This is a genomic window from Pseudomonas sp. LAIL14HWK12:I1, assembly GCF_003202095.1.
In the GTDB taxonomy this organism is placed as follows: domain Bacteria; phylum Pseudomonadota; class Gammaproteobacteria; order Pseudomonadales; family Pseudomonadaceae; genus Aquipseudomonas; species Aquipseudomonas monteilii.
On record NZ_QJKG01000006.1, the window covers coordinates 89,812 to 116,046 of the forward strand.

Sequence of the window (26,235 nt, forward strand, 5' to 3'; positions counted from 1 at the left end):
GCGTTGAGTGATGGACGAAAGTTTTAGCGAACAACAAGCAGTTGGCGGAGCATTAACACTTCCGGCGCTGTTGTCGAAACGTATCGAGCGGAGCCCTGATACTGCACTTTTTTCCGACCGAAGCTGCACCTGGACTGCGGTGGAGCTTGTCGAAGTGATCGCAGCGCGTGCGGCGACGCTGGCTGAATATGGCATACAGCGTGGAGACCGGGTAGGGCTGATGTGCGCCAACCGCGCCGAGTTCCTTGAAGTGCTGTTGGCGTGTGGCTGGCTGGGCGCGGTTGCGGTACCTATCAATACCGCCTGCCGCGGCATGCAGCTGAGTCACATTCTGGCCAATAGTGGCGCACGCTTGCTGGTATGTGACGATGCCAATCTAGACGTGCTCGCGGCACTGGATTACACATCGCTTGCTGTCGAAACCGTTTGGGTCGTTTCGCCCCAGAGTGAGCCCAATGCGATGTGGCAGGACCGCATCCAGGTTCAGTCGATGCCGCCTCGCAGTACCTCCAAGGCGCCATCTGCAGTGCTCGAGGATGGCGATCCGCTGGTTATCCTTTACACCTCCGGCACTTCCGGGCTGTCCAAGGGCGTGATCTGCCCTCACGCGCAGTTCTTCTGGTGGGGCGTGAATACCGGTGGGGACCTGCAAGTACGCCCCGGCGATGTGCTGTATACCTGCCTGCCGTTGTTCCATACCAATGCGTTGAACGCCTTCTTCCAAGCCTTGCTGCACGACGCACAGTTGGTGGTGGACAAGCGCTTCTCGGCCAGTGGCTTCTACCCGGCCCTGGCTGAAACTGGTGCCACCGTGACTTATCTGTTGGGCGCCATGGTGCCTATTCTTTTGAGCCGCCCGCAGAGTGAGCAAGAGCGCGCGCACAGTGTGCGTGTCGCTCTGGCGCCGGGCGTGCCGGAACAGTTCCACGCGCCATTCATCCAGCGCAGCGGTATCGGCCTGATCGACGGTTATGGCGCCACCGAAACCAATGCCGTGATTGGAGGGCCGTTGGCGACGCAGCGTCCTGGTTGCATGGGCCGTTTGGCCAAAGGCTTCACTGCTCTCGTGGTGGACAGCCAGGATCGGCCGGTGCCGGATGGCGAGCCGGGAGAGCTGGTATTGCGTGCTGAACATCCTTTCGCTTTCGCGTGCGGTTATTTCGGTATGCCGGACAAAACCGTCGAAGCCTGGCGCAACCTCTGGTATCACACAGGCGACCGTGTGGTGCGCGATAGCGACGGCTATTTCCGCTTTGTTGACCGCTTGAAGGACACGATCCGCCGTCGGGGCGAGAACATCTCTTCTTTTGAGGTGGAGCAGGTGCTATTGAGCCATCCTGCCGTGGAACTCGCGGCGGTATATGCGGTGAAGTCTGAACTAGCCGAAGATGAAGTCATGGCCGCGATCATCATCAAGGAAGGGGCTCGGCTCGATCCACTGGAACTGACGCAATACTGCGAGTCCCGGCTGGCTTATTTCGCCGTGCCGCGTTACTTGGACTTTGTTATTGAATTGCCGAAGACTGAAAACGGTAAAGTGCAAAAATATAAATTGAGAGCGCTCGGTGTTACCGCCACCACGTGGGACCTAGAGTGCTCCGGTTATAGGCTTAAACGCGCCTAATTACTTAGCTTTGACTGCCGTGCAATAAAAAACGATGCAATAACAATAACAACTGCGTTCATAATTATTCAGTCATTGACGGAGACCGCCATGACGGGCACGCATTCGCTTGAACTATCCGAGACCCAGTCGGGAAACAGTCATGTTCCCACTGCGGTTGAAAACCGCACACCGATTGACAAAAAAACCTTTCGCAAGATTGTCTTGGCTTCTGTCACGGGCAATGCGTTGGAGTGGTACGACTTCTTTCTCTACAGCACAGCGGCGGCGCTTATCTTTGGGGATTTGTTTTTTCCCAAAGGCACCGATCCACTGGTCGGTACGATCGCAGCGCTAGCTGGGTTCGCAGTGGGTTTTCTCGCCCGGCCTTTCGGCGGCGTGATATTTGGCCATATCGGCGACAAATACGGGCGCAAGAAAGCCTTGGTATGGACGCTCTCGATCATGGGCGGCGCGACGTTCCTGATCGGACTGCTGCCCACCTACGCTCAAGCGGGGGTGTGGGCGCCGGTGCTGTTACTGCTGTTACGGATCCTGCAGGGCATCGCGGCAGGAGGCGAGTGGGGCGGTGGCGTGCTGATGATCAGCGAGTCGGCACCGCCCGAGCGCCGCGGCTTCTACGCTTCGATCAGTCAGATCGGAGTGGGCGGTGGGTTTGTCTTATCCGCAGGGGCGTTCTATGTGGTCCAGCTGTTGCCGGAGCAGGATTTCCACAGCTGGGGCTGGCGCATTCCGTTCCTTATCTCCATCGTCATCTTCGGCCTGGGCGTGTACATCCGCCGTGCACTTCCCGAAAGCCAGGATTTCCAGCAAGCCGAGACAAGTGGCAAGACGGGGCACATGCCCGTGTTGGAAGTGTTACGCAAACATCCGCGCGAAGTGCTGATGGCCATGGGACTGCGGGTGGCTGAAAACGGCGGCTCCTACCTCATGCTGGCGTTCGCGCTGGTCTACGGCAAGTTTCTCGGTGTGCCCAACGGCGTAATGCTGGCGGGGGTCACGGTGTCCACGTGCGTAGAGTTGGTGGCAATGTTGTTCTGGGGGCGCCTATCGGACCGCATCGGTCGCAAACCGGTGTACATGGTTGGCGCCGTCGGGATGGTGCTGATGGCTTTTCCATTCTTCTGGTTACTCGAGACCCGAGAGCCCGCCTGGATCTGGCTGGCCTTTCTGATTGGCAATGCCATCTGCCATGGAGCCATGATCGGTACTCAGCCGAGCCTTATGGGGGAGCTGTTCAGCACGGAGGTCCGCTATTCCGGCATCGCGCTGGGGCATGAAGTCGCCTCGGTTTTCTCCGGCGGCCTGTCGCCGATGATCGCTACCGCCTTGCTTGCACATTACCAGGCCAGTTGGCCAGTATCTTTGATGATGATGGGGCTGGGTCTGGTCACGGTCATCTCTCTCTGTTTTACCAAGGAGACCCGCGTGCGGGCTAAGGGAGGGCGGTCATGAGCCGGTCAGCAAGTAACGACGCCGTGGCGCTGATCGCGGGCGCGGTGGAGGTGCCCTACAGCCGGCGCGGCACAGGCGAGTCGACGTCGCAATTGCTCGGACGGGCGGTGCAGCGATTGCTGCGCCAGGCGGGCGTGGCCCCGCATGAGGTGGACGGCCTGGGCGTGGCGTCCTTCACCCACAGGCCGGACAACGCCATCGATTTGGCGTGGCGCCTTGGGCTGACCCTGTCCTGGTGCATGGATGACCGCAACGGCGGGGCGAGCGCGATCAATATGCTGCAGCACGCCGTGCGGGCCATCCAGCACGGTGATGCCAACGTGATCGTGCTGGTGGCGGGCGATACGTTCACACCAGAGGATTTCAGAACCCTGGTCGACCATTACAACAAGACCACCGAGGAGTACCTCAAGCCACTCCTGCACGGTGGGCCCAATGGCGTATTCGCGATGCTCACCCAGCGTCACGCTGAACGCACTGGCCTTGGCCGCGAAGACTATGCACAGCTGTGCATTGCCCAGCGAGCCTGGGCGCAGCGTAACCCGCTGGCGGTTTACCGCGAGCCGCTGACGATGGAGCAGTACCTGGACGCGCCCATGGTAGCCGACCCGCTGTGCCGCTATGACTGCGTGCCGGTGGTCAATGGTGCCAACGCGATCCTGCTGACCCGAGCCGACCTCGCACGCAACACTGTCAACGTGGCAGTACGCGCGGTGAAGTCGCTTCACAACGATGATCATCAGGCTGGCGACGGCCTGCAGACCCCTCTGGCCAAGATCGCCGACACGCTGTGGGACCGCTCCAGTACAGGGCCTGATGCCATGGACCTGGCCTGCGTATATGACGACTATCCGGTCATGGCGCTGATCCAGCTCGCTGACCTGGGCTTTGTTCCTGACGACGACTACCGGCGCACGCTACGGCGCATAGGCAGCTTCGAGTTGCCGGTCAATACCTCTGGCGGCCAGCTCTCGGCTGGCCAGGCGGGAACGGCGGGAGGCATGCATGGGCTGGTCGAAGCCATCACCCAGCTGCTTGGCGATGCCGGTCAACGTCAGGTTAGCGATGCTCGCCTGGCGGTGGTGACCGGCTATGGCATGGTCCAGTACCGCTACGGCATGTGCGCCAACGCGGTGGTGCTCGAACGGTGGCAAGGGGGTGTGGCATGGCGTTCATGATCCAGCAATGTATCGGTTGCGGCCTGGCAAGTTTCCCGCCGCGTTACTGCTGCCCGCAATGCGGCGAGGCGCAATGGCAGGAAGTCGCTGCCGGGGTCGCCCGGGTTGCCCAGGCCACCGTGGTGCGCGCGCGGATCGGCATCCCTGCCGGTGAGCTCCTGCACCTGGCCAGCGTCGAGCTGCGCGATGGGCCAGTGGTAATTGCCCAGACTGCCGAGCCATTGCCTCCCGGCACCTTGGTCGAGCTCGCCATCGATGAAAGTCGACGAATCGTAGCCTACCCGGCCGACCACGACTCGTAATCAACGACTGTCCGAGCCGACCTCGCGCGTTCAAGCGTGCGTTGTCGGCCGGCCCCCCAGCTAGTCATTCCCTGACCATGCATGGCCTCAAGGCCTTGCGCGTGGTGCACGTGAGTACCCAGGAGTGTGGTTATGCGTTCAGTTTTCGATTACCGGCTAGTGTCTGGCTTAGGGCTGGCAATGGCTTGTCAGCAGGCCTTGGCAGAAGACCCATGGGCCGAAGTTTCAAACTATTTTCAGCAGGGCACCTTGTCCGGTGTGACCCGGAACTTTTATCTCAATCGTGACTTCCGCAACGGTGGTGCCAACCGCCGCTCAGGCAACGTCAATGGTTATCGCGCGGAGTGGGCCCAAGGCTTGACGCTGGACTACGTCTCCGCGTTCACGCCTGGCGTTATCGGCATAGGATTCGACGCTCATCTGTATGCGGGATTGAAGCTTGACAGTGGTCGTGGCAAGACCGGCACCAACCTGCTGCACGTCAACAACGACGGGGACGTGGCGGACGAGTACAGCGTGGGCGGCGGTGCGCTCAAGCTCAAGTACCGGGAAACGGTGCTCAAGTACGGGTCCATGGAATTGCGCACGTCCCCGGTATTCTTCACCGATGGTGGTACCGGGCGCCTGTTGCCGCAAACGGTGACAGCCTGGCAGCTCACCATCCGCGATCTGCAGCCGCTGACCTTCGATGCCGCCCACATCACCGCCGGCAAGGCGCCTTCGGAGAACCGCAACGACAGCACGTTGCGTTCGCTGTATGGCGCCACGGAGACGGATACGGTCGATTATCTGAGCCTGAATTACGAGCAGGGCGCAGTCAAAGGCTACATCAGTACTCAATTTGCCGAAGATATCTGGCGCCAGGATTACCTGGGGTTTCGCTACTTGCCTAGCCTGGTCGAGGGGCTAACGCCAACCTTGAATTTCAGCCTGTACCGCACGGTCGACATCGGTGCCGCCAATGGCGGACCCATCGATAACTTGACCTGGTCCTTTGCCCCGGGCGTCAAGTTCGGCGCCCACTCCATCATGCTTGCCTACCAGAAGGTGCAGGGCGACACGCCCTTCGACTATATGGCGTTTCGAGACGGGCAAACCACCGTGGCACAGCTGGCTAACAACGTGCAGCTCAGTGACTTCAACGCGCCCAACGATCGGTCCTGGCAGGCTCGTTACGACTATGACTTCAGCGCGCGTGGCGTACCTGGCCTGAGGTTCATGATTCGCTACATGCAGGGACAGGGTGGCAAAGGCTCCAATATCGTGCCGGAGAGTTCCTACTATTCCCTCGGCTTCAAGGATGGGGGGCGCCACTGGGAACGCAATATCGAGATGCAATATGTGGTGCAAAGCGGGCCGGCAAAAAACCTTAGCCTGAAGGCCCGCTATGGCGTGCACCGCGGTAATTCGGCTGAGCCACGCGGTGACATGGATGAGATTCGCCTGATCACCGAATTCCCTTTCAATCTGCTGTAGATACCACTGTTTTCCACCAGAGCAATACCTAATCCGCTTACCGCAAAGGAGCAATGAGATGAGCAATTACATCGATATTCAGGCACGCGACCAGGCTGGAAGTTTCAAGGGTTACCTGGCGCTGCCACCTAAAGGCAAGGGCCCCGGCATCGTGTTGGGCCAGGAAATCTTCGGCGTGAACGCCAACATGCGGGAGGTGGCGCAGATGTATGCCGAGGAAGGCTACGTGGTCCTGGTGCCGGATCTGTTCTGGCGGCTGGAGCCGGGTATCGATCTCGGCTACACGCCCGCCGATTTCGACAAAGCCTTGAGCCTCTACAGTGCACTGGACCTGGACAAGGCCGTGGACGACATCGCTGCCACCTTCGACGCGCTGCGGGCCATGGACGTGGTCACTGAGCCCGGCCTCGGCTTCGTGGGCTATTGCCTGGGGGGCAAGTTGGCCTACCTCACCGCTACCCGTACCGATGTCGCTGTTGCGGTGGGCTACTACGGCATGGGCATCGAGAAGTACCTGGATGAAGCCGATGGCCTGAGCGGCGGGCTGGTCCTGCACCACGGCGAACTCGATGGCATGTGCGACGCCGCGACCCGTGCGCAGATCGCCGAGGTGCTGCGTGGCCGCCCAGGCGTAGAGCTGTATACCTACGAAGGGGCCGACCATGCGTTCGCCCGGCTGGGCAGCGATCACTTCCACAAACCCTCGGCGCTCATGGCCCATGGGCGCACCATCGCAGCGTTGAAGAAGTACATCGGGCCGGACTACAACCTGTCAGACCTGTGGGACGAGCACATCCACCACGAGTTCGTTACCCGAGACGTACCGGCTACCCTGGCGACCATGGTCGACGAGCCTTACGTGAACCACATCCCGACACTGACCGGCGGGGTGGGCAGCAAGCAACTCAGACGTTTTTATCAGCATCACTTTGTCCACGTTAACCCCGAGGACACTAAGATGATTCCGATTTCTCGCACGGTCGGCGCCTACCAGGTCGTCGATGAATTCATCATGTGCTTCACCCACACCTGCGAAATGGACTACATGCTGCCCGGGATAGCACCCACCGGCAAATACGTGGAAATTCCAATGGTGGCGGTGGTCAACTTCCGCGGCAACAAGCTGTACCACGAGCATATCTACTGGGACCAGGCTTCGGTGCTGGTACAGATCGGGGTGCTCGATCCCGAGGGGCTTCCGGTGGCTGGCATCGAAACCGCCAAGAAGTTGCTGGATGAGTCGCTGCCTTCGAACACGCTGATGGCCCGCTGGGCCGAAAGTGAGCACCTGTGAGCACCCTCACCGCAATGGGCAAGGATGTCCTGATCACCGGTGCCAACGGCGGGTTGGGCCTTGCGTTGATCGAGGCCTTTCTGGCCGCAGGGGCAAGGCATGTCTACGCCGCCTGCCGCAATCCTGAGCGTCTGACGTTCGATCACCCGCAGGTCGAGGCGGTGCAACTGGACGTCACCGACCCGCAGCAGGTAGCGCAGGTGGCGAGCAGGGTTGGGGTCGATATCCTGGTGAACAATGCTGGCCTCAATCGGCAGCAGCGTTTGCTGGGCGCCGATGACCCCGACGCCGCTGCCCAGGAAATGGCCGTCAACTACTTCGCCACGCTCGCGATGATGCGTGCCTTTGCGCCGACGCTTGTCGAGCGGGCTGGCGCCATGGTCAACGTGCTGTCGATCCTTGCGCGGGTGGCGTTGCCAGCCATGGGGTCGTTGTGTGCCTCGAAGGCGGCCGCGTTGCGCCTGACCGAGGCCGCTCGTGCCGAGCTGGCTGGCCAGGTGCAGGTGGTGGCGGTGCTCCCCGGTGTGATCGACACGGCAATGAGCCATGGCGTTGCAGGTGCCAAGGCCAGCCCCCGGGAAGTGGCCGAAGCGATCGTGACGGGGTTGGCCAGCGGTGCCGCCGAAGTCTATCCCGACCCTATGGCGCTGGACATTGCCCACAAGCTTGCGACCGACCGGGCAACTGCACAGGCCGACTTCGCCCGGTACCTTTGAATGAATCGCACCGCCAGTTTTGCGCGATCTCACCCAATGGCTGCAAGCCGTGTTGCATGATCGGGCTGACCGTGCCGGCGTCGAGTAGGGGGGGGTGTACTTGATGTCGGCGCGGTACTTCTGAAACAGCAAACTTGCAATTAGAACCCGCTACCCCTTCTGCCAACACGATCTAAAGGCGGCTCACTCTATTTACCGCGTGAAGCGAATAGAGGCTGTGGCCCAGACGAATTGAATTGCTGGAAAGCATTCAACTAAGTAAGTGCACCTTGAACGTAGGTATTCCTGATGTTTATACATGAAGACTGTATTTCTATTATTCTTCTATACCCGGCATCCCTAGACTCAGCGAAAACATCCTGCTCAGGAGCTCGCTATGTCTAATCATTTACTCCGTCACTATATCGCTGGGGCGTTCGTCGAAAGCAGCCGTAAATTCGACAATATCTCGCCTGTCAATGGCGCCCTCCTGGGCCAGGTGTGTGAGGCGGGCAAAGAGGAGGTGAATGCTGCCGTCGAAGCGGCGGCGCTCGCCCAGTCGGGGCCGTGGGGTGAGTTCAGTACTGCCCAGCGGGCTGATCTGCTGGAGCGGATCGCCGATGGCATCGAGCGTCGGTTCGAAGACTTCGTGGCTGCCGAAGTCGCCGATACCGGTCGGCCAGTGCATCAGGCGCGCAGCCTGGATGTTGCCCGGGGTGTGCAGAATTTCCGTACCTTCGCGGACCTGGTGCGACAAGGCGGTAGCGAGCTCTTCGAGATGCGCACCGGCGATGGCACGGATGTCTTCAGTTATACCGTGCGCAAGCCGCACGGCGTGGTAGCCATCATCTCGCCGTGGAACCTGCCGCTGTTGCTGCTGACGTGGAAGGTCGCGCCGGCGTTGGCCTGTGGCAATTGCGTGGTGGTCAAGCCGTCGGAAGATACACCTTCCAGTGCCACGCTGCTGGCCGAGATCATGCACGAAGCCGGTGTGCCCGCAGGTGTATTCAACCTGGTACATGGCTTCGGCCCTGAGTCTGCCGGTGAGTTTCTTACCCGCCACCCAGACGTCGATGCCATCACCTTCACCGGCGAGTCGCGCACCGGCTCAACCATCATGCGTGCGGCTGCCGAGGGCGTTCGTGAGGTGTCGTTTGAATTGGGTGGCAAGAATGCCGCAGTCGTTTTCGCAGACTGTGACTTCGACGCGGCAGTGGCCGGTGTACTGCGTTCCAGTTTCACCAACTCTGGCCAGGTTTGCCTGTGCACTGAGCGGGTCTATGTCGAGCGGTCGATCTACGAGCGCTTTGTCGCGGCGCTCAAAGCAGGCGCCGAGAAGCTGAAAATCGGCTATCCCGACGAAGACGGCGTGAACATGGGGTCGCTGATTTCCCATAAGCACCGCGACAAAGTGTTGGGCTACTTCCAGTTGGCGCTGGCAGAGGGCGCGACAGTGGTCACGGGCGGCGGTGTACCGGCATTCGGCGACGAGCGCGACCAGGGGGCCTTTGTCCAGCCGACGATCTGGACTGGGCTTGCCGATGACGCTCGCTGCATTCGCGAAGAAGTGTTCGGCCCGGTCTGCCACATCGCGCCGTTCGATGACGATGAGCAAGTGCTGCAACGCGTCAACGATTCGGCCTACGGCCTGGCCGCCTCGCTGTGGACCCGCGATCTGAAGCGGGCCCACCGTTTCTCTCGGCGTATCCATGTTGGCATGGTGTGGGTCAATACCTGGTTCCTGCGTGATCTGCGTACGCCCTTTGGTGGCGCGCGCCTGTCTGGGCTTGGACGCGAAGGCGGGCGCCACTCGCTGGATTTCTATTCCGAGCTCACCACCATTTGTGTCAATCCGTAAGGACAGGAGAACGCCATGCATCCAGCTATCGCCGAAGCAGCAGCGTGTCTGCGCCAGGCTCGTGAACAGGGCAGGCCCTGTGTACCTGTACGCGATCTCATCGAGCGTGCGGCCGCCGAGCAAGATGAATCCGCGCTCAAGCAGGCTTACGCCGTGCAGCAATACAACAACGCCGCCGACATTGCCGCAGGCTGGAGGCCGGTTGGTCACAAGATCGGCTTGACCTCTGGCGCCGTCCAGCGCCAGCTGGGGGTGGATCAGCCAGACTTCGGTCGGCTGTTCGCTCAGATGGCGCGAGGTGATGGCCAGCCTATCAGCTGGAGTGACTGCCAGCAGCCCAAGGTAGAAGCAGAGATCGCCTTGGTTCTGGAGCGTGACTTGTGCCATGAGCACCACACCCTGGCCGACATCATCCGCGCCACCGCCTTCGCCCTGCCAGCCATCGAAATTGTCGGTAGTCGTATCGCCAATTGGGACATCAGTTTGCTCGACACGGTCGCCGACAACGCGTCGTCCGGGCTGTTCGTGCTGGGCAGCCAGCCGGTGTCCCTGGGGCAGTTTGACCTGGTCAATTGTGGCATGCGCTTGAGCTTGCGCGGTGAACCCGTATCGGTCGGAGCCGGCGCAGCCTGCCTGGAAAATCCACTGAATGCGGCGTTGTGGCTGGCCAATACCATGGTCCGTCTCGGTGAGCCACTGCGTGCGGGTGACGTGGTGTTGACCGGTGCCCTTGGGCCAATGGTGCCGGTGAGCCCGGGCGATGTCTTTACCGCTGAAATTCAGGGCTTGGGCCGCGTCACTGCAGCCTTTGCTCAAGCCCAGTAAGGAGGCCAGAGAATGAGCCACAAACGCAAAGTCGCCATCATCGGTTCCGGCAACATCGGCACCGACCTGATGATCAAGATCCTGCGCAACGCCAAGCACCTGGAAATGGCTGCGATGGTCGGCATCGACCCGGCCTCCGACGGCCTGGCCCGTGCTGCGCGCCTGGGCGTGGCCACCACCCATGAAGGGGTAGAGGGCCTGGCCCGCCTGCCGATGTTCAATGACATCGATTTCGTCTTCGACGCCACCAGCGCTGGTGCCCACGTGAAGAACGACGCCTTCTTGCGCCAGCACAAGGCCGACCTGCGCATGATCGACCTGACCCCGGCCGCCATCGGTCCGTACTGCGTGCCGGTGGTCAACCTGGAGCAGCACCTGCAGGCGACCAACGTCAACATGGTCACCTGCGGTGGCCAGGCCACCATCCCCATGGTCGCGGCGGTATCGCGCGTGGCCAAGGTGCACTACGCCGAGATCGTCGCCTCGATCGCCAGCAAATCCGCCGGCCCCGGCACCCGCGCCAACATCGACGAATTCACCGAGACCACCAGCAAGGCCATCGAAGTGATCGGGGGGGCGGCCAAGGGCAAGGCGATCATCATCATGAACCCGGCCGAGCCACCGCTGATGATGCGCGACACGGTATATGTGCTCAGCGAGGCCGCCGATCAGCAACAGGTGGCGGCGAGCATCGAGGAGATGGCCGCTGCAGTGCAGGCCTACGTGCCGGGTTACCGCCTCAAGCAGCAGGTGCAGTTCGAACACGTGTACGGCCTGAGGTTGCCTGGGCAGGGCACCTTCACCGGCCTCAAGACCTCCGTGTTCCTCGAGGTCGAAGGCGCGGCTCATTACCTGCCGGCCTACGCCGGCAACCTCGACATCATGACATCCGCCGCGCTGGCCACCGCCGAGCGTATGGCCCTGGCGATGGGAGCCCCGGCATGAACGGCAAAAAGCTGTATATCAGTGATGTGACCCTGCGCGATGGCATGCACGCCATCCGCCATCAGTATTCGCTGGACGACGTGCGTGCCATCGCCGGCGCGCTCGACCGGGCCAAGGTCGACTCGATCGAAGTGGCCCATGGCGACGGCCTGCAGGGGGCCAGTTTCAATTACGGTTTCGGTGCTCACACCGACCTCGAATGGATCGAAGCAGCGGCAGACGCGGTCAACCACGCCAAGATCGCCACGCTGCTGCTGCCAGGGATTGGCACTATTCATGACCTCAAGAACGCCTACGACGCCGGTGCGCGCATCGTTCGCGTGGCCACCCATTGCACTGAAGCGGATGTCTCGCGCCAGCACATCGAGTATGCCCGCGAGCTGGGCATGGACACCGTGGGCTTCCTGATGATGAGCCACATGCAGACGCCCGAAGGGTTGGCGCAGCAGGCCAAGCTGATGGAGGGCTACGGCGCCACCTGCATCTACGTGGTGGACTCGGGCGGGGCAATGAACATGGACGACATCCGCGCGCGTTTCCGTGCGGTCAAGGCCGTGCTCGACCCAGCGACCCACACCGGCATCCACGCCCACCACAACCTTAGCCTCGGCGTGGCCAACTCCATCGCTGCGGTGGAGGAGGGCTGCGACCGCATCGATGCCAGCCTCGCCGGCATGGGCGCCGGTGCCGGTAATGCCCCGCTCGAGGTGTTCATCGCCGCCGCCGACAAACTCGGCTGGAACCACGGCACCGACCTGTACGCGCTGATGGATGCCGCCGACGACCTGGTGCGTCCGCTGCAGGACCGGCCGGTGCGGGTCGACCGGGAAACCCTTGCGCTGGGTTATGCCGGGGTCTACTCGAGCTTCCTGCGCCATGCCGAAGTGGCCGCCGCCCGCTATGGCATCAAGGCGGTAGACATCCTCGTGGAGCTGGGCAAGCGACGCATGGTCGGTGGCCAGGAGGACATGATCGTTGACGTCGCACTCGACCTATTGAAGCCATCGCTGGAGACACGTTCATGAACACCGATATCGCGCGTATCGCTGAAGCCCTTGACCGGGCTGCGCGAGGAGCCGAACCACTGGCACAGTTCAGTAGCAGCACCCCCTTTTCGCTGGACGACGCCTACCGTATCCAGCGCGCCTCCATGCAGCGCCGTTATGCCGATGGTGAGCACTGCATTGGCATCAAGCTCGGTTTCACCAGCCGCGCCAAGATGGTGCAAATGGGCGTCGATAGCCTGATCTGGGGCTGGCTCAGCAACACCATGGTGGAAGAGGACGGCGGCCTGGTGGACGTGGCTCGCTACATTCACCCACGCGTCGAGCCGGAGGTGTGCTTTCTTACCCGCCGCGCTATCGATCGTCCGCTGACCCTGCTGGAAGCGGCCGACTACGTCGAGGCCGTGGCCCCCGCGTTGGAGATCATCGATTCTCGCTACCAGGCGTTCAAGTTCAGCCTGGAGGATGTGGTGGCGGACAACTGCTCCTCGGCGGGCCTTACCGTCGGCCCCTGGTCGCGGGATTTCTCCGGGCTGGACAACGCAGGTGTAGTGCTGCGCCTGGATGGCCGTGTGGTTCAGGCTGGCTCCACCGCCGCCATCCTCGGCAATCCGCTTCGCAGCCTGGTGCAAGCCTCGCGCCTGCTGCACGCGGCCGAACTTGAACTGCCCGCCGGCAGCCTGGTGCTGGCAGGTGCCGCCTGCGCTGCGGTGGCTTTGCAGCCAGGCGTGCATGTCAGTGTCGATGTCCAGGGGCTGGGGCAGAGTAGCTTTCGCGTTCGCGGTGGAAACGGAGGGGGCAGCCATGAGTGATGTCAAGGCCACGGTAGTCGCTGGCAAGGCCACACCGCGCGGGCGCTTCCCGCATATCAAGCGTGCTGGCGATTTTCTCTTCGTCTCGGGTACCAGCTCACGGCGCCCGGACAACAGCTTCGTCGGCGTCGAGGTGGATGCCATGGGCACCACCAATCTGAACATTCGGGCTCAGACCCGCGCGGTGATCGAGAACATGCGCGACATCCTTGCCTCTGAAGGCGCAAGCCTTTCAGACGTGGTGGAGATCAGCAGCTTCCTCGTCGATATGAACGACTTTGGCGGATACAACGAAATCTACGCCGAGTACTTCGACGAGAACGGACCAACCCGCACCACCGTAGCCGTACACCAACTGCCGCACCCGCATCTTCGTATCGAAATCAAGGCCATAGCGTACGCGCCGCGTAATCGCTAATCGCTGGGAGAAAACTGCAATGGACAAGCATCACTTCAGCGCCCCCTTTAACTTCAACAAGTGGATCGACGAGCACGAGCACCTGCTCAAGCCGCCGGTAAACAACAAGCAGATCTGGCAGGACAGTGACTACATGGTCACAGTGGTCGGTGGACCTAACCAGCGCACCGACTTCCATGACGACCCGGTGGAGGAATTTTTCTACCAGTTCAAGGGCAATGCTTACTTGCTCATCTGGAACCAAGGTCGCTACGAGCGTGTTGAGCTCAAGGAAGGCGACATCTATCTGATGGCCCCACACGTTATCCATTCGCCGCAGCGTCCTGAGCCCGGCAGCCTGTGCCTGGTGGTGGAGCATCGCCGCCCGGAGGGGCAATTCGATGCTCTGCAGTGGTCCTGTGCGCACTGTGGCACCTTGATTCGACGCTATGAGTTAAGCCTGAAGAGCATCGTTGCCGATCTTCCACCGGTCTACGACCAGTTCTACAACACCACCGACGAGGAGCGTCGTTGCACGGGGTGCGGCAAAATTCACCCAGGTCGAGACTGGTCGACCTGGCTCAACACCCTGCGTGAGATTCACGGCCTATGAAAATCGATATCCATTCGCACTTTTTTCCCCGCATCACTCAGGCCGAGGCCGCACGCCTGAATCCTCAGCGTGGCCCGTGGTTGCACACCGAGGGGCGTCAGGGGCAGATCATGCTCGGTGATAAGCCGTTCCGTCCGGTACATGACGTGCTCTGGGATCCGCAGCGGCGCGTTGAGCACTTGGATGAGCAGAACTTGGACATCCAGGTGATGTGCGCTACACCCGTGATGTTCGGCTACGACCAGCCCATAGAGAGGGCGCTGCCGTGGGCACAACTGATGAACGATCGTGCCCTGGAGATGACTGCCATAGCACCGAATCGCCTCAAAGTGCTGGCCCAGGTTCCCCTGCAAAACATTGATGCGGCCTGTCGCGAGGCTAGCCGGGCCAAGGCCTGCGGTCATATCGGCGTGCAGATTGGCAATCATGTGGGCAACCACGATCTGGACGAAGCAGGCCTGGTTACTTTCCTGCACCACTGTGCGGTGGAAGATATCCCGCTGCTTGTGCACCCGTGGGACATGATGGGCGGCGAGCGCATGAAGAAATGGATGTTGCCGTGGCTGGTCGCGATGCCGGCGGAAACCCAGCTTGGCATCCTGTCGCTGATTCTTTCTGGTGCTTTCGAACGCTTGCCGCAATCCTTGCGCATCTGTTTCGCCCATGGCGGCGGCGGCTTCGCCTTCCTGCTGGGGCGTGTCGATAATGCCTGGCGCCATAGAGACATTGTTCGCGAAGATTGCCCGCAAGTGCCGTCTAGCTACGTCAAACGCTTCTTCGTCGATTCGGCAGTTTTCGACCCTGGTGCGCTGCGTTTGCTGGTGGATGTAATGGGGGCTGATCGCGTCATGCTGGGTTCCGATTCTCCTTTCCCGCTAGGCGAGCAGTCCATCGGCGCAGGTGTGCTGGAGCATCCTCAATTGAGCGAACAGGCTAAGGCGCGGATCTGCGCGGGCAACGCTCAAGGCTTTTTCGAGATCTGATCGTTCACCAAAGCGGGCAACATGGCTTTGCCGGTTATGGATGGGCTCGACACTGCCTGGTTGCTAGTTGACATCCTCCCCGCCCTATAAGGACGGGGATTCCTACAGGTAGACGGCCATGCCCGACCGCGAGAATGTTCCTCGCCGCGTTAATGTCGCGGTCGTGAGTGACACCACACTCACAAGTCCATTCTCTTATTCCAAGGCCGGTCCTACCTTTCGGACTACTGGGCGGGAGTGCGCCGCAATGCGAACAGGCTTGGGTGGTGTACGCTTCGTTGACTTCACGAAAAATGATGCCTGCGCTATCGCACTTGTAAGACAGCATCGTTTTCAACATGCCCCAACCGGCATCGTGCTCCGACTTGGCCATTTGGGTCTTAGCCAACGCTTTGGGCTTGACGTTGCCAACAACGATCAACCCGCACCGCTGCACAAGCGCGGTTCTGAATTTGTGAAGTGCATCCTTGCGACGGTTCGCGATCTTGGCGTGGATGGCTCGCGCTCGGGTTTTCTTGCCGGCACGCCTCGCTATCCCTCCCCGCACTAAAGTACGGGGTATCTCGCGGAGAAAACCGATGAAATCAAGCGTACTGACGGTCTCGCGTAAACTGAAGTTCTACCAGCTGGTGGTATTTGAGCATGTAGTGCAGAGCGGCTCGATACTACATGCGGCTCAGGTGCTGAACATGACTCAACCTGCCGTAACCAAGGTTATGCATGAGGTCGAGTCGTACTTCTGCGCCCCTTTACTGGTACGTAGCAATCGAGGGGTTCGCTTGACGGAACTGGGCGAGCTTGTGCTGCGCAGGGCTCGTACGATGCTTGCAGAGCTGAGGGCCCTGACCGATGAAGTCGAGGCCTATCAAGAGGGGGGCTCAGGTCATGTCGTGGTGGGCACGTTGATCTCGGCATCGACGTCGTTGTTGCCCCTCGCGCTGCGGCTGCTCAAGGCGCGCGCACCGCATGTACTGGTATCGGTACGGATCGGGCAGTTTGATCAATTGTTCCCCGCATTGATCGTGGGCGAAGTGGATCTTGTAATCGGTAGAGTCCCTGACGACTGGCGGGGGCGGGAAGAGAGCCGTATTTTGTGCGTTGATACGCTTTACGATGAGTATTTGTCGATCGTTGGCGGAAGTCGGCACCCGCTACAAGATCAGGCAGTGTTGAGCTTGGCTGATTTGCATTCATGTCCTTGGATTTTGCCTCCGCCGGGCTCGTTGCTGCGTCGCACAGTCAATGAGCTTTTCGCCGATGCTGATTTACCGCTGCCAGCGAATGTGATCGAGTCGCTGTCGGTGCTTACCAACGTCTCGCTGATGCAGGATCAGAAGACTGTGGGTTTGCTGCCGATGGAAACAGCCCGGCAACTATCTGATCATGGTGGCATTCAAATCTTCAATTTCTCAACGCCTTTACATTTCGGCGGGATTGGTTGCTTTTATGCCAATAACCGTGATCTGGGGCCTGCCGCCAAGCTATTTCGGGAGTGCACGCGACATGCCTCTGAGCGGCATGTCATCACCGATTGACCGCCGTTACCTGGCACACCAAGTGCAAATAGACAGCATCAAGACGTGGCCCGTGAGTCAGATTCAGGGTTGCGGTTTTGTGTTGGAGTGCTGGTGCCTCGGGCCATGCTGGAGAAGACACCGTCTCTGAGAACCCAGGCGTGCATCAACGCGGCGCCAAGATGTCCCAGGATGATCGCGAAGAGCAGCCATGCCAGCGCTCCATGTGCCAGCCGAAACCATGCGTAGAGCACTGGACTTTCAGGGACAATTGCAGGCAGGCTCCAAGTGCCCACAAGAATGACGGGCCAGTTGCCTGCCGAACGCACCGCCCAGCCGAGCAATGGTAAACCGACCATCAACAGGTAAAGCAAGATATGAGATAGATGCGCGGCTGCGACTTGCCAGCGGGGGATGCTCGCGGGCAGCATCGGTACCGGCCGGCATAGACGATTAACCAGACGCGCCAGTGCCAGGCAGAGAATGGCAATCCCCAACGGCTGATGTACATCGATCAACACGGGCCGAAGGGTCAATGACGTCATCATGGCGACCCCGATGAACAGCATGGCCATGATGGCGATAGCCATCACCCAGTGCAGGAACCTTGCGGTCAAGTTGAAATGCTGGGGTCTGGGTTTGTGGGGGATTGGTGCTTCGTGCATCATTTGTTGTCCCTTTTGCCAATGGCGTCGGTGGCCTTTCCGAACCCGATTTCGCGTAGACGTGCATTGTAAGAATGCGAGTAGATGCCCGCTCGCGCTGCCAGCACAGGATCGTTCGAAAGTTCGATGCCTGCTGGCACCAGTGTGGGGTCGAAGTTGATATCGCGACACCCACCTTCGGTCTGGTCGCGAACGCTCGTCACTTGCAGCGTACCGGCAACCACTTGCTGCCGCTCGGTGGGCCATGGCTGTGACGGATCATCGACCGGATCCCCCGCCTCAGCCAATTGCAGTACCAAGTCCCAGTAAACTGGCTCTTTACCCACTCGCTGCTTTATATCTTCGAAGAGGAAATCATGGGATCGCGCCCGATCTTGCACCGGGAGACCCTGGAAGGGTGCGTGGGGTCGCATGAACCAGCGAACGGGCTGTCGTTTGCCATCTGCCGCGACAAGTATGAATGCATTGATGACGTTGTACTGGGCCTGCGCAAAGCTGCTCGGCCAAGGAGCGGTCGCTTTGTACTCGACCGCCTTGCGAGCCTCCGGGTACTTTTCGAAGAACGCAGCGACCCGAGCTGGATCCGGCTGCCCTGTTGCCGGGTCGGGCTCGAAAGCGCTCCTTTGCGCCAGGAATCCTTCGGCATCACGAGTAGGAAAGAAGGGAGCATTGTTCAGCTTCATTCGCCATTGAGACTTGTCATCGGCGTTCAATAGCAAGGCCATGCTGACGGTGGCGGTAGAAGAGTCCGCAGCATGCGGATCTGCGGATCCGATGGAGAAGCGTCCGATGGCCGGGACTTCTTCCTGAGCAAAGACGCGAGCCGTCGAGAGCGACGCTGCTGCTTTGCTGCTACGGAAGACCCCCGCGAAACAGATCCCCTTGCCATGCGCTCGACGATACCCCGGTTCGAAGTGATCCATTGAATCGCCCAGGAATGTCCGGGTGGTCGTTCGGCCCCCGATCAGTCCGTCGGCCCAGGCGAATGACAACGCCAAGGCCCCGACGATGGATGCGATGCCCAGGAAGGGAATCCACCTTCTGTTGAATTTGATAGGTTGCAAATCACTCACCCTGACCTTGACCGATACTTGAAGCGCACTATAAGTTTGCTGCATCAACTTACGGAAGTACGCACCTTTTGGTTAGTGACATGACAATCTCTCGTTCAAAAGCCACCAAAACCGAGGATTCATCAGCGCTTGACGAGCGCACGCTGACGGCCAAGCTCAGGCGCGGCGACCTCTTTACTGGCAAATGCAAGGCCAGAGAAGTGCTCTCTCACGTGACGAGCTTGTGGGGAATGTTATGTCTGATTGCGTTACTCGACGGTACGCTGCGCTACAGCGAGCTGCGCCGCAAAGTGAATGGCATCAGCGAAAAGATGTTGTCGCAGACCCTTCAACGGTTGGAAGGCGATGGTCTCGTGCGCCGTACTTCATATCCCGTTATTCCGCCGCATGTCGAATACGATTTAACGGCTTTTGGTAAGGACGCCGCGACGCATGTCGCAACTCTTGCTGATTGGCTAGAATTGAATCTCCATAAAATTCCGTCCGCCTAGGTTCTGTACGAAATCCCGAGAAATCCAATCGGTGCCCTTCGGAAGCTGGAATTCTGTAGGGTTACCGGCCATCTACGGAAAGAAATTCTGTGATGGCAAAGCGTTACGAAATCTCGGATGAGGCCTGGACTGTGGTCGCCGATCTTTTCACTGAAAGCCATGGCCGCAGGCGGCCCTGCCTGAGCGACCGCCTGATCCCGTACAAACTGGTTCGGAGCCAAATGGCTCCGAACCAGTAACGTGCCTTAATGCGCTATGAGTTGTTTCTCACTACTTGCCAGCGCCTGCTCATGCTCTTCTTTCATGGCTTTGCGAACGTCGGCGACTTGCTGGTCTGACACCTGCGGTGCTTTATTTCCCCAGCTATTGCGAATGAACGATACCAATTGTGCAGCTTCTTGGTCGTTCAAACGCCACCCAAAGTCCGGCATTACCAGATCGGAAGGCGCCTGCTGGGTTGATGGCAACCGACTGCCGCCAAGAATGACTCTGATCATGGAGCTTGGGTCTTCGGCCAGTACCGAGGGGTTGCCGACGAGACGGGGGAAGACCTCTTCATATCCGTGGCCATCTGTTCGATGGCAGGCAGCGCAATTGTCAACGTAAATTTCGGCGCCTCGGCTTGGTGATTCCCCGGACCACAGGGCCTTCGCAGTGGTTTCGTCGGCCTTGAAGCCAACTTTACTCGAGCCCTGTATCTCAGGCAGCGACTTCAGATAGAGCGCGATTGCCGCGAGATCCTGATCGGTGAGATATTGACCACTGTGTTGAATGACGTCGTTCATTGGGCCGATAGAGGCAAAGTGGGCATTACGTCCGTTTCGCAAGGTATCGACGATATCCTGCTCGCTCCATGCGCCCAAACCGTCGGGGCTGCTTGCCCGCAGGCTCGTTGCGACCCAGCCGTCGATGACCTGCCCGCCGGCGAGGAAGCTGCTATCGCGTTCATCCAGCGACTTTTCCTGGAGTGTAAGGGCGCGTGGAGTATGACAACTACCACAATGCCCCAACCCTTGAACCAGATAGGCCCCACGCGCGATCTGCGTGTTCTCGTAGTTCAGGGGCTCGGTGCTGTGGTCCGTCCCGACGTCCGGTGCAAAAAGCGTTCGCCAGATATCCAACGGCCAACGCATGGACAGTGGCCAAGGGATTTCGCTCTTGCGGTTGGCTTGCGCTACGGGTTCAGGCACTGAGCAAGCCAGCGCCTATGCTGCGACATGCGAGAAGTCTCAAAGATGTGCGGTTCGACCAACTCCGGCAGATCGTCCCAGTCATCGACGCGCTAGTACTCGAGCAGGTAGTCGCGGCTGGCTTGATACCAAGGCGCGACCTCCCACATGACTTTAAGGTCATCGCCAACCGGCTCTGCCGTGCGTGCCTCGACTGTGATGTCAGCGTCATGGTTAAACAGCCGTGGCCAGAAAATTCGGGTACCTATCAACTGCAGTTCTATGCCGTTGATACAGACCCGGCTCTGAATTACCGCCAGCGGATCCGGGCTGATGTCGGTGGCCTGCCACGCAGTCGGCGCGACTGGCTGCAGTACATCCGCCAATGTTACCGGGTTGCCCGGGACCGCGAAGACTTGTCGCAGTGCTTCACAGAGCTCTGGCAAGTTGCGGTTAGTGAGGATCAGTTGACTGACCGAGGAGGCCAACCGGCGCAGATGTTTTGCCAGGTACGCGGCAGCAATGGGCGATTGGGGCAGCTCGGCCAACTGCAGGGCGTGTTACAGTGGAGGACCTTCACTCAGAGGGGTGCACAGATCTGACCAGTCGGCACAGCCATACGGCCCCCGCGCCAAAACATACTTGGCGGTGGTGAGGTCGATACCGAACAGGTCGCGCAGGCGCTTGGCCTGGACTTTGATTGATTCGTGTAGTGTGTTGGGAACCATGAATTTTCTCCCTTGCTCCAGTAGGAGCGACATCGGAGACGCCCACCAGCCGCCCCCGATGCCCGGAAAGGCTCAGGTTGGGAGATTACAGTGATGAGCATGGTTCGATCCGGTTAGCTGCGGCCAGCGAGGCCTTAAAGGTGTGGGCAGCCCGTCGACCATGTAGCGACGTCCGGCTACGCTAGCGCAAAGTGCGCCAGGCTGCAAGCTACGGGGTTTCGTTGTTTTGTTGCCCGCCAGGATCAGGTGCGAAATTAGGCTGCTTACGTTGTGGGGTGTTACGTGAGAGGCCTGTCAGCTCCAATTTCCCTATTGTGCCTGAGAGTTATACCTCCGGACTGATACTCACCGCTGCTGCCACTGCTGGAGAGCCCACCACTTCCTGTACTATTTAAACATCTGAAAAGTTCTGGTGAGAACATTCATGCTGGGCCGACCCTCATGGTGCTGAGCGGGGGTAGACGAGCGCTGTGCTGGCTCTGTTCGTCAGTGCCAGAGCAATCAGCTGTGGCAGTATTTTCTCAGCAGGGACTATCAACATGATCTCGTTCGGCCCATTCATAGATACATCTACGTTATTGACGTGTATGACCACTGCACCAGACGCTAACGCGATATCTGGTAAGTCAGCAGCAGGCCTGACCACACCGGAAGTCCCGATAGAAAGCAGGACATCACACTGTCGTGCTGCTCGGCTGGCAGTTTTCCATGCACCTGGCGGGAGATCCTCACCAAACCACACGATAGCTGGACGCAAGCGGCCATTGCATCGGCGGCAACGGGGTGGTTCGATCAATGCGCCTTCCACTGGAATGATCGGAAACACCAGCGGTTCCACAAGGAATCGATGACAGGCGAAACATTTGGGGTGCATCAGGCTGCCATGAAGATGGAGCACGTCCTGATTGCCTGCCCGCTCGTGCAAATCATCAATATTCTGAGTGATCACAGTGACACTCCGGTCGCTGCCAGATAATCGATAGATCGCTTGATGTGCCGCATTGGGCTGGGCTTGCATGACCTGTTGGCGCCGCCATAGGTACCAGCCCCAAACAAGCGCCGGATTTTCGCGAAATGCCTGCGCGGTTTCTAAACGCTCAGGGTCTTGGCGCTCCCACAACCCGGTCAGTCGGTCGCGGAAAGTTGGAATTCCGCTGCCGGCAGAAACGCCAGCGCCGGTAAACACCATGATATGTTGCGCATCCCGCAGTGCGCCTGCGGCTTTTGCTAGGGTGTTCATGAGTCCTCATCATCCTATCGCGGGCCAGGGAAGGCTGTCAGGAGAGCGGCCGCGGGAGGCATCGGAATTGTCGCTAATTAGGTGAACAGCCGTTACGGGGCCTCGTACCCTTAAAAGCACGGCCCACGCTTGGAAAGCCGAAACTGCGTTGTGGAAGGGCTTCACCGGTAAACGACGCCGTGCGTACCTGCATCAAAAGTGCGCGTACAACTGCGGTTCTTCTGCAGACTTAAGTGGAGGTGCCGCGGTGGTGATTCGCGCTTTTAGGTTGCGTGCCGAATACAGCACATGTGACCGTTTCCGCAGGCGTAAATCGAGATCCCCTAGTTTGTAGGTGCCCACCGCGGTCTCGTAAACCACCGCGCTTTGCGAGGATTCAAGCCCACGGTGGATCACAATCTTACGAAGCTCTTCCAGGCTCCAGTGCGGACGTCCGCTGATGGATGGAGGGCATAGCATTTGTACCTGCGCGATCTCGACGCCCGCTGCCTGGCTGAGGAAAACGTTGAGTTCGTAAGCATCCTCAACCACAGCTGCTCGCTCGCTCTCACCGTTGAGGGGCGACCGCAAGGTCACCCAAAAGCACATCCCCTCAATTTCACAATAAGAACCCGTACGGACAGTACGGGTGTGAGATTCGGACAAATAGATCAAAACGGGCTCCACTGAGCGCTGCATACCCCTAGGCGATCGATCACCAGGGCTGGAAACCTCAAATTATCCCACAATGAACACTATAGATTGTAGCCCTATCGTGTTCGATAGCGCTTCATCATTCCTTTTCTGAGGAATGATGATGGAAATCCGTGAATCCCTGGGTGAGGCACTGCGGCGCATGCGTATGCTTCACCACCTGACCCAGGAAGATTTCGCCGTAGTCAGCAGTCGAACCTACATGAGCACCCTCGAACGCGGACTCAAGTCGCCGACGATTCAAAAAATCGAAGAGCTGGCCGGCCGTATGGGTATTCACCCACTCAGTCTCATCGTATCGGCGTACCTTATCCAAGACCCGGAGGTGGGTTTAGACGGGCTGATTAAACAGATCAGAAAGGAGGCGCTCAAGCTTTGATGGTCGATTCAGCGCCGAAAATGAGCGCTATAGTGTTCTCTCTTCGCTAAATCGATTAGCATCGCGCTGCTCACTGACAACAAGCTTCGGGGAGCAGCGTAGCCATGCGTAGATCATTCCATGGCTAAGGTGACCCCTTCTACATCCAAATGCCTATGGCCACCGCCGCTGCTTTCCGTTTTTTTGATGGCCAGTACAGGCGATCGTGACGAGAAAATCGTGGAAGATTCCTGACTAGCTCTGGCGAAGGCGGCAGCCCGGGAGCCTGGATGGAGGAGGGCGTAGCTAAATAATGGGGTTTTGTCTCTCAGGCTTGGCGAGCGGAGCGTACTCATTGGCTAAGCTTCTAACCCAGTGCTACCCATGCGAACTGCCACCTATCTCGTCCTGAGCGGCTTTGACAACCGCGTCGAGATCAGAAGAGATGAGATCCTTCGGCAGCTGACCTGCCAAATACGAATTGGATGATTCAAACCATAAAGCCATGCTCCAGCCACTCATCCTGGTGGCCAGCGCAGCGATGACGCGCTGCATTCCCCGCTGCGTTACAACCAAGCTGCCTGATTCAATGGCGTAACGCGGGAAATACTCCACACCTTCGTAGCTAATAGAAAAGATCGCACCCTCCAGAAGTCGGTCAGGACAGCTGTCACTTCGCCCCTTAACCGACGCGGGCAACAGCGCATGTAGCTCTGGCCAGGTGAGCCAGTTTCCGCTGGCCATGATCCTCGATTGGGCCTTGGACTGTAGCATGGCCTCTCGGCGGGAGGCATTGCTCGCCTTTCGGAATCCACGCATTCTGCAAAACGCTCCATAAGCCTTAGGGGGAGGGGTGACTACTGGTTAATCCTGAGCTGCCCGCCGAGAGATAAATCACCGCTTATTCAGATTGCTCGGTAGTGGTCGCGATCGACCGCTGGCCCAGGATAGTCGGCGCTCTTCCTCATCCGGTCCAGCTGATCTGTGCGCTGGAACCTTTACCCAAACCGTCTCCGATGGCCGATCAAGGACTCACTGTCAGCGACGACCCGTGTCCTGGAAGTAATCGTCCCGGGTAACCAGGCCCACGTCATCACTCTCAGCAGAAGGCTCACCACTGAACAGGCGCTGAACACGTCGCTCTTGCTTCACGTACGCCAGGGTTTGAAAAAAGCAGTGCTCACAGAGGTGTACCTCAAAGCGCTGACCATCGTGGTCGCTGCCATACCCCCAGTGGGCTTGCAGGGTTCCGTACTGGTAACTGCCCGCAGCCATGCGCGTAGAACTACCGCAGACGTCACACGTGACATCAGTAATGGCCTCAATCTCGACCCGCCCGGTAATTTTCACTCTTGGCTCCTAGAAAAAGGCTTCGATCCCTGTGGACGCCAGGCTGGGAATCGGCAGGCGATCCGAGCTCAACCGCGGTCGCGCATGCCGATGCGTTTAACCGAATGCGCGCGCTCCTGATCATGCGCGTGATAATAGGTGTTCTGGGTCGTACTGAGGTTGCTGTGCCGCAGGTCTTCCTGCAGGTCTTTAGGATTGCGCAGCGGCGCGTCAAAGGTGGCAGAGGTGTGTCGCAGCCAGTGCGCAGACGCACAGCGCAGACTTTCCATCTCATGGTTCGCGCGGCCTTCGCTGCGCATCTTCTCTACGGCTTTATCAAAAACAGCCTGGAGGAGGGCGCGGATCTGTCGGTCAGACAAACCTGCGCGACCCTTGAGCGTTTTGATCAGCGGCGTACTTTCCCCGGGATGAGGTAATTCGGAAAGCCCCAGGAATCGGCGATAACGTTTCAAATAGCGCTCTACGTAAATATCCCGCACGGCAATCTTGGCCGCCTTGTTGCCTTTACCCACCGTGAAGTACCACCAGTTGCCTTCATCATCTAAGCGAAAGTCTCCCATGGTGGGCTTCCAATTCTTTCGACCGGCGAGATCTGAAACCCGCAGGTACATGGCGAACAGCGTGGCAACAATAAACAAGGTTCGCTCATGCCGCTCCGGCTCGGCGTTCGCCATCTCCTCAACGGTATCCAGGACGAAGTCCCACTGCAGCGGCGTGAGCGCCCGCGAAGAAGCAACTTCGAGTTCTTGCGTGGAGAATCGGTTGCCTTTTTTAAGGAGTCGAAAAGGATTCGCTTGGGTGAAGCCATCTTCAATGAGGAACTCATAGAACCGGCTGCAGACCGTGTACACCTGATTTAATGTGCCGTTCGCCGCTTGATAGTGCTGGGTGCCAGGAGATTCTGCAGCCATCGCCTTGCTGGACTTCATGTTGAAGGGATGCCATTTGGGATTAGGCATCCAGGCTTCGCGTGCATCCACCGCGACCGGGTTGTCCAGAAAACGACTGCGGGTCACCGGACCGACCCAGTCAGCTGGCGGGTTTCGGCAGAAATCCAGATAGTCTTGCGCATCCTGGCGCTTCAGGTGATTCAGCGGCTTGCCCTGGACCAGTAGTGCCCACAGCAACAAGCGCTCGGTATGACTGCGGTACGAATTGAACGTCTGCGCGTTGTCGGAAAACGCGCGCAAGAACGCACGCACCGCAGCGTAGCCCCGGTCAGGTTCCAACGTAGCTTCACACTCATTCAAGAAGGACGCGACGCAGGCCAACGGTGAGCCGTACATACTGAAGTCTTGCTCGATGAAGTTGTCGTAGGTTTCGAACAAGGGTTGGGGTGCGCGCGCCATGGAATACCAGCCAGATTTTGAAGACAATAGACTTCCAGTTATGACAGTAATCGGAAGTTCGATGACATTAGAGACGTAAGCGTCAGGCGATCGATAGTAGCGGTGCGTCACTTGGCACGCAATGGTGGCCGATGAAACCTTCTC

The 26,235-nt window shown here is 59.3% G+C and carries 29 protein-coding genes; 18 read left to right on the top strand and 11 right to left on the bottom strand.

Features of this window, described 5'->3' with window-relative positions; genetic code table 11:
• Positions 1–10: 10 nt before the first annotated feature.
• From D906_RS16440 to D906_RS16510, 15 genes are all read left to right on the top strand, one after another.
• Complete coding sequence (locus D906_RS16440) at positions 11–1,624, top strand: ATP-dependent acyl-CoA ligase (RefSeq protein ID WP_027615595.1); 1,614 nt, start codon at positions 11–13, stop codon at positions 1,622–1,624.
• Between the two features lie 90 nt (positions 1,625–1,714).
• The gene (locus D906_RS16445) at positions 1,715–3,079 is read left to right on the top strand and encodes an MFS transporter (RefSeq protein WP_081741870.1); all 1,365 of its coding nucleotides are present in this window, start codon (positions 1,715–1,717) and stop codon (positions 3,077–3,079) included.
• Entirely contained in the window at positions 3,076–4,257 is a 1,182-nt protein-coding gene (locus D906_RS16450) for a thiolase family protein (protein WP_027615594.1), read from the top strand. The genes D906_RS16445 and D906_RS16450 overlap by 4 nt, the downstream gene beginning before the upstream one ends.
• Entirely contained in the window at positions 4,245–4,559 is a 315-nt protein-coding gene (locus D906_RS16455; RefSeq protein ID WP_027615593.1) for a Zn-ribbon domain-containing OB-fold protein, read from the top strand. Before D906_RS16450 ends, D906_RS16455 begins: the two co-directional genes overlap by 13 nt.
• A gap of 132 nt (positions 4,560–4,691) precedes the next feature.
• Positions 4,692–6,035, top strand: coding sequence for an OprD family outer membrane porin (locus D906_RS16460; RefSeq protein ID WP_033694688.1), 1,344 nt, complete (start codon positions 4,692–4,694; stop codon positions 6,033–6,035).
• A gap of 58 nt (positions 6,036–6,093) precedes the next feature.
• A complete protein-coding gene (locus D906_RS16465) occupies positions 6,094–7,329 on the top strand; it encodes a dienelactone hydrolase family protein (protein ID WP_027615591.1) in 1,236 nt (411 codons plus the stop codon).
• Positions 7,326–8,045 (top strand): SDR family NAD(P)-dependent oxidoreductase, encoded by a 720-nt coding sequence (locus D906_RS16470; RefSeq protein WP_218186626.1) that lies wholly within the window; start codon positions 7,326–7,328, stop codon positions 8,043–8,045. Before D906_RS16465 ends, D906_RS16470 begins: the two co-directional genes overlap by 4 nt.
• A 376-nt stretch (positions 8,046–8,421) precedes the next feature.
• Positions 8,422–9,882 carry a 2-hydroxymuconic semialdehyde dehydrogenase gene (locus D906_RS16475; protein ID WP_027615589.1) on the top strand — a complete coding sequence of 487 codons (1,461 nt, stop codon included), beginning with the start codon at positions 8,422–8,424 and terminating at the stop codon, positions 9,880–9,882.
• A 15-nt stretch (positions 9,883–9,897) separates the two neighbouring features.
• Positions 9,898–10,707, top strand: a complete 810-nt coding sequence (locus D906_RS16480; RefSeq protein ID WP_027615588.1) for a 2-keto-4-pentenoate hydratase — start codon at positions 9,898–9,900, stop codon at positions 10,705–10,707.
• A gap of 12 nt (positions 10,708–10,719) precedes the next feature.
• Positions 10,720–11,652 carry an acetaldehyde dehydrogenase (acetylating) gene (locus D906_RS16485; protein ID WP_027615587.1) on the top strand — a complete coding sequence of 311 codons (933 nt, stop codon included), beginning with the start codon at positions 10,720–10,722 and terminating at the stop codon, positions 11,650–11,652.
• A complete protein-coding gene (gene mhpE, locus D906_RS16490) occupies positions 11,649–12,677 on the top strand; it encodes a 4-hydroxy-2-oxovalerate aldolase (RefSeq protein ID WP_027615586.1) in 1,029 nt (342 codons plus the stop codon). The genes D906_RS16485 and mhpE overlap by 4 nt, the downstream gene beginning before the upstream one ends.
• A complete protein-coding gene (locus D906_RS16495) occupies positions 12,674–13,468 on the top strand; it encodes a 2-keto-4-pentenoate hydratase (RefSeq protein ID WP_027615585.1) in 795 nt (264 codons plus the stop codon). Before mhpE ends, D906_RS16495 begins: the two co-directional genes overlap by 4 nt.
• Positions 13,461–13,886: a RidA family protein gene (locus tag D906_RS16500; RefSeq protein WP_027615584.1), complete on the top strand. Its 426-nt coding sequence runs from the start codon at positions 13,461–13,463 to the stop codon at positions 13,884–13,886. The genes D906_RS16495 and D906_RS16500 overlap by 8 nt, the downstream gene beginning before the upstream one ends.
• Before the next feature lie 19 nt (positions 13,887–13,905).
• Positions 13,906–14,478 (top strand): 3-hydroxyanthranilate 3,4-dioxygenase, encoded by a 573-nt coding sequence (locus D906_RS16505; protein WP_027615583.1) that lies wholly within the window; start codon positions 13,906–13,908, stop codon positions 14,476–14,478.
• Positions 14,475–15,461, top strand: a complete 987-nt coding sequence (locus tag D906_RS16510; RefSeq protein WP_027615582.1) for an amidohydrolase family protein — start codon at positions 14,475–14,477, stop codon at positions 15,459–15,461. The genes D906_RS16505 and D906_RS16510 overlap by 4 nt, the downstream gene beginning before the upstream one ends.
• A 34-nt stretch (positions 15,462–15,495) precedes the next feature.
• Here the strand turns inward: D906_RS16510 and D906_RS16515 are convergent, their stop codons facing one another.
• A complete protein-coding gene (locus tag D906_RS16515) occupies positions 15,496–16,008 on the bottom strand; it encodes a transposase (protein WP_256204592.1) in 513 nt (170 codons plus the stop codon).
• A 31-nt stretch (positions 16,009–16,039) separates the two neighbouring features.
• Here D906_RS16515 and D906_RS16520 point away from each other — a divergent pair, with 31 nt between their 5' ends.
• Positions 16,040–16,996: a LysR family transcriptional regulator gene (locus D906_RS16520; protein ID WP_027615581.1), complete on the top strand. Its 957-nt coding sequence runs from the start codon at positions 16,040–16,042 to the stop codon at positions 16,994–16,996.
• 38 nt (positions 16,997–17,034) lie between these two features.
• On the opposite strand, the gene D906_RS16525 is transcribed toward D906_RS16520, so the two are convergent.
• Positions 17,035–17,643, bottom strand: a complete 609-nt coding sequence (locus D906_RS16525; RefSeq protein ID WP_027615580.1) for a cytochrome b — start codon at positions 17,641–17,643, stop codon at positions 17,035–17,037.
• The gene (locus tag D906_RS16530; RefSeq protein WP_097156176.1) at positions 17,640–18,758 is read right to left on the bottom strand and encodes a catalase family peroxidase; all 1,119 of its coding nucleotides are present in this window, start codon (positions 18,756–18,758) and stop codon (positions 17,640–17,642) included. The genes D906_RS16525 and D906_RS16530 overlap by 4 nt, the downstream gene beginning before the upstream one ends.
• 35 nt (positions 18,759–18,793) lie before the next feature.
• On the opposite strand from D906_RS16530, the gene D906_RS16535 reads away from it, so the two are divergent.
• Entirely contained in the window at positions 18,794–19,204 is a 411-nt protein-coding gene (locus D906_RS16535; RefSeq protein WP_050591043.1) for a helix-turn-helix domain-containing protein, read from the top strand.
• Positions 19,205–19,449: 245 nt separating this feature from the next.
• On the opposite strand, the gene D906_RS16540 is transcribed toward D906_RS16535, so the two are convergent.
• The 5 genes from D906_RS16540 to D906_RS16555 all read right to left on the bottom strand — a co-directional run bounded on the left by D906_RS16540 (position 19,450) and on the right by D906_RS16555 (position 22,995).
• Complete coding sequence (locus D906_RS16540) at positions 19,450–20,337, bottom strand: cytochrome c (RefSeq protein ID WP_050591042.1); 888 nt, start codon at positions 20,335–20,337, stop codon at positions 19,450–19,452.
• Positions 20,338–20,486: 149 nt separating this feature from the next.
• The gene (locus tag D906_RS26475) at positions 20,487–20,921 is read right to left on the bottom strand and encodes a hypothetical protein (RefSeq protein WP_143503498.1); all 435 of its coding nucleotides are present in this window, start codon (positions 20,919–20,921) and stop codon (positions 20,487–20,489) included.
• Between the two features lie 12 nt (positions 20,922–20,933).
• The gene (locus tag D906_RS26540) at positions 20,934–21,101 is read right to left on the bottom strand and encodes a hypothetical protein (RefSeq protein ID WP_155953457.1); all 168 of its coding nucleotides are present in this window, start codon (positions 21,099–21,101) and stop codon (positions 20,934–20,936) included.
• Positions 21,102–21,540: 439 nt separating this feature from the next.
• Entirely contained in the window at positions 21,541–22,341 is an 801-nt protein-coding gene (locus D906_RS16550; RefSeq protein ID WP_027615576.1) for an NAD-dependent deacylase, read from the bottom strand.
• 192 nt (positions 22,342–22,533) lie between these two features.
• Positions 22,534–22,995 (bottom strand): hypothetical protein, encoded by a 462-nt coding sequence (locus D906_RS16555; protein ID WP_177325374.1) that lies wholly within the window; start codon positions 22,993–22,995, stop codon positions 22,534–22,536.
• 142 nt (positions 22,996–23,137) lie between these two features.
• Here D906_RS16555 and D906_RS16560 point away from each other — a divergent pair, with 142 nt between their 5' ends.
• Positions 23,138–23,413, top strand: coding sequence for a helix-turn-helix domain-containing protein (locus tag D906_RS16560; RefSeq protein ID WP_027615574.1), 276 nt, complete (start codon positions 23,138–23,140; stop codon positions 23,411–23,413).
• A 357-nt stretch (positions 23,414–23,770) separates the two neighbouring features.
• On the opposite strand, the gene D906_RS16565 is transcribed toward D906_RS16560, so the two are convergent.
• The 3 genes from D906_RS16565 to D906_RS16575 all read right to left on the bottom strand — a co-directional run bounded on the left by D906_RS16565 (position 23,771) and on the right by D906_RS16575 (position 26,091).
• Positions 23,771–24,136 (bottom strand): hypothetical protein, encoded by a 366-nt coding sequence (locus tag D906_RS16565; protein WP_177325373.1) that lies wholly within the window; start codon positions 24,134–24,136, stop codon positions 23,771–23,773.
• A 294-nt stretch (positions 24,137–24,430) separates the two neighbouring features.
• On the bottom strand, positions 24,431–24,667 hold the full coding sequence (locus D906_RS16570) for a hypothetical protein (protein WP_371262246.1): 237 nt from the start codon (positions 24,665–24,667) through the stop codon (positions 24,431–24,433).
• Positions 24,668–24,810: 143 nt separating this feature from the next.
• Positions 24,811–26,091 (bottom strand): site-specific integrase, encoded by a 1,281-nt coding sequence (locus D906_RS16575; protein ID WP_027615571.1) that lies wholly within the window; start codon positions 26,089–26,091, stop codon positions 24,811–24,813.
• Positions 26,092–26,235: the final 144 nt, after the last annotated feature.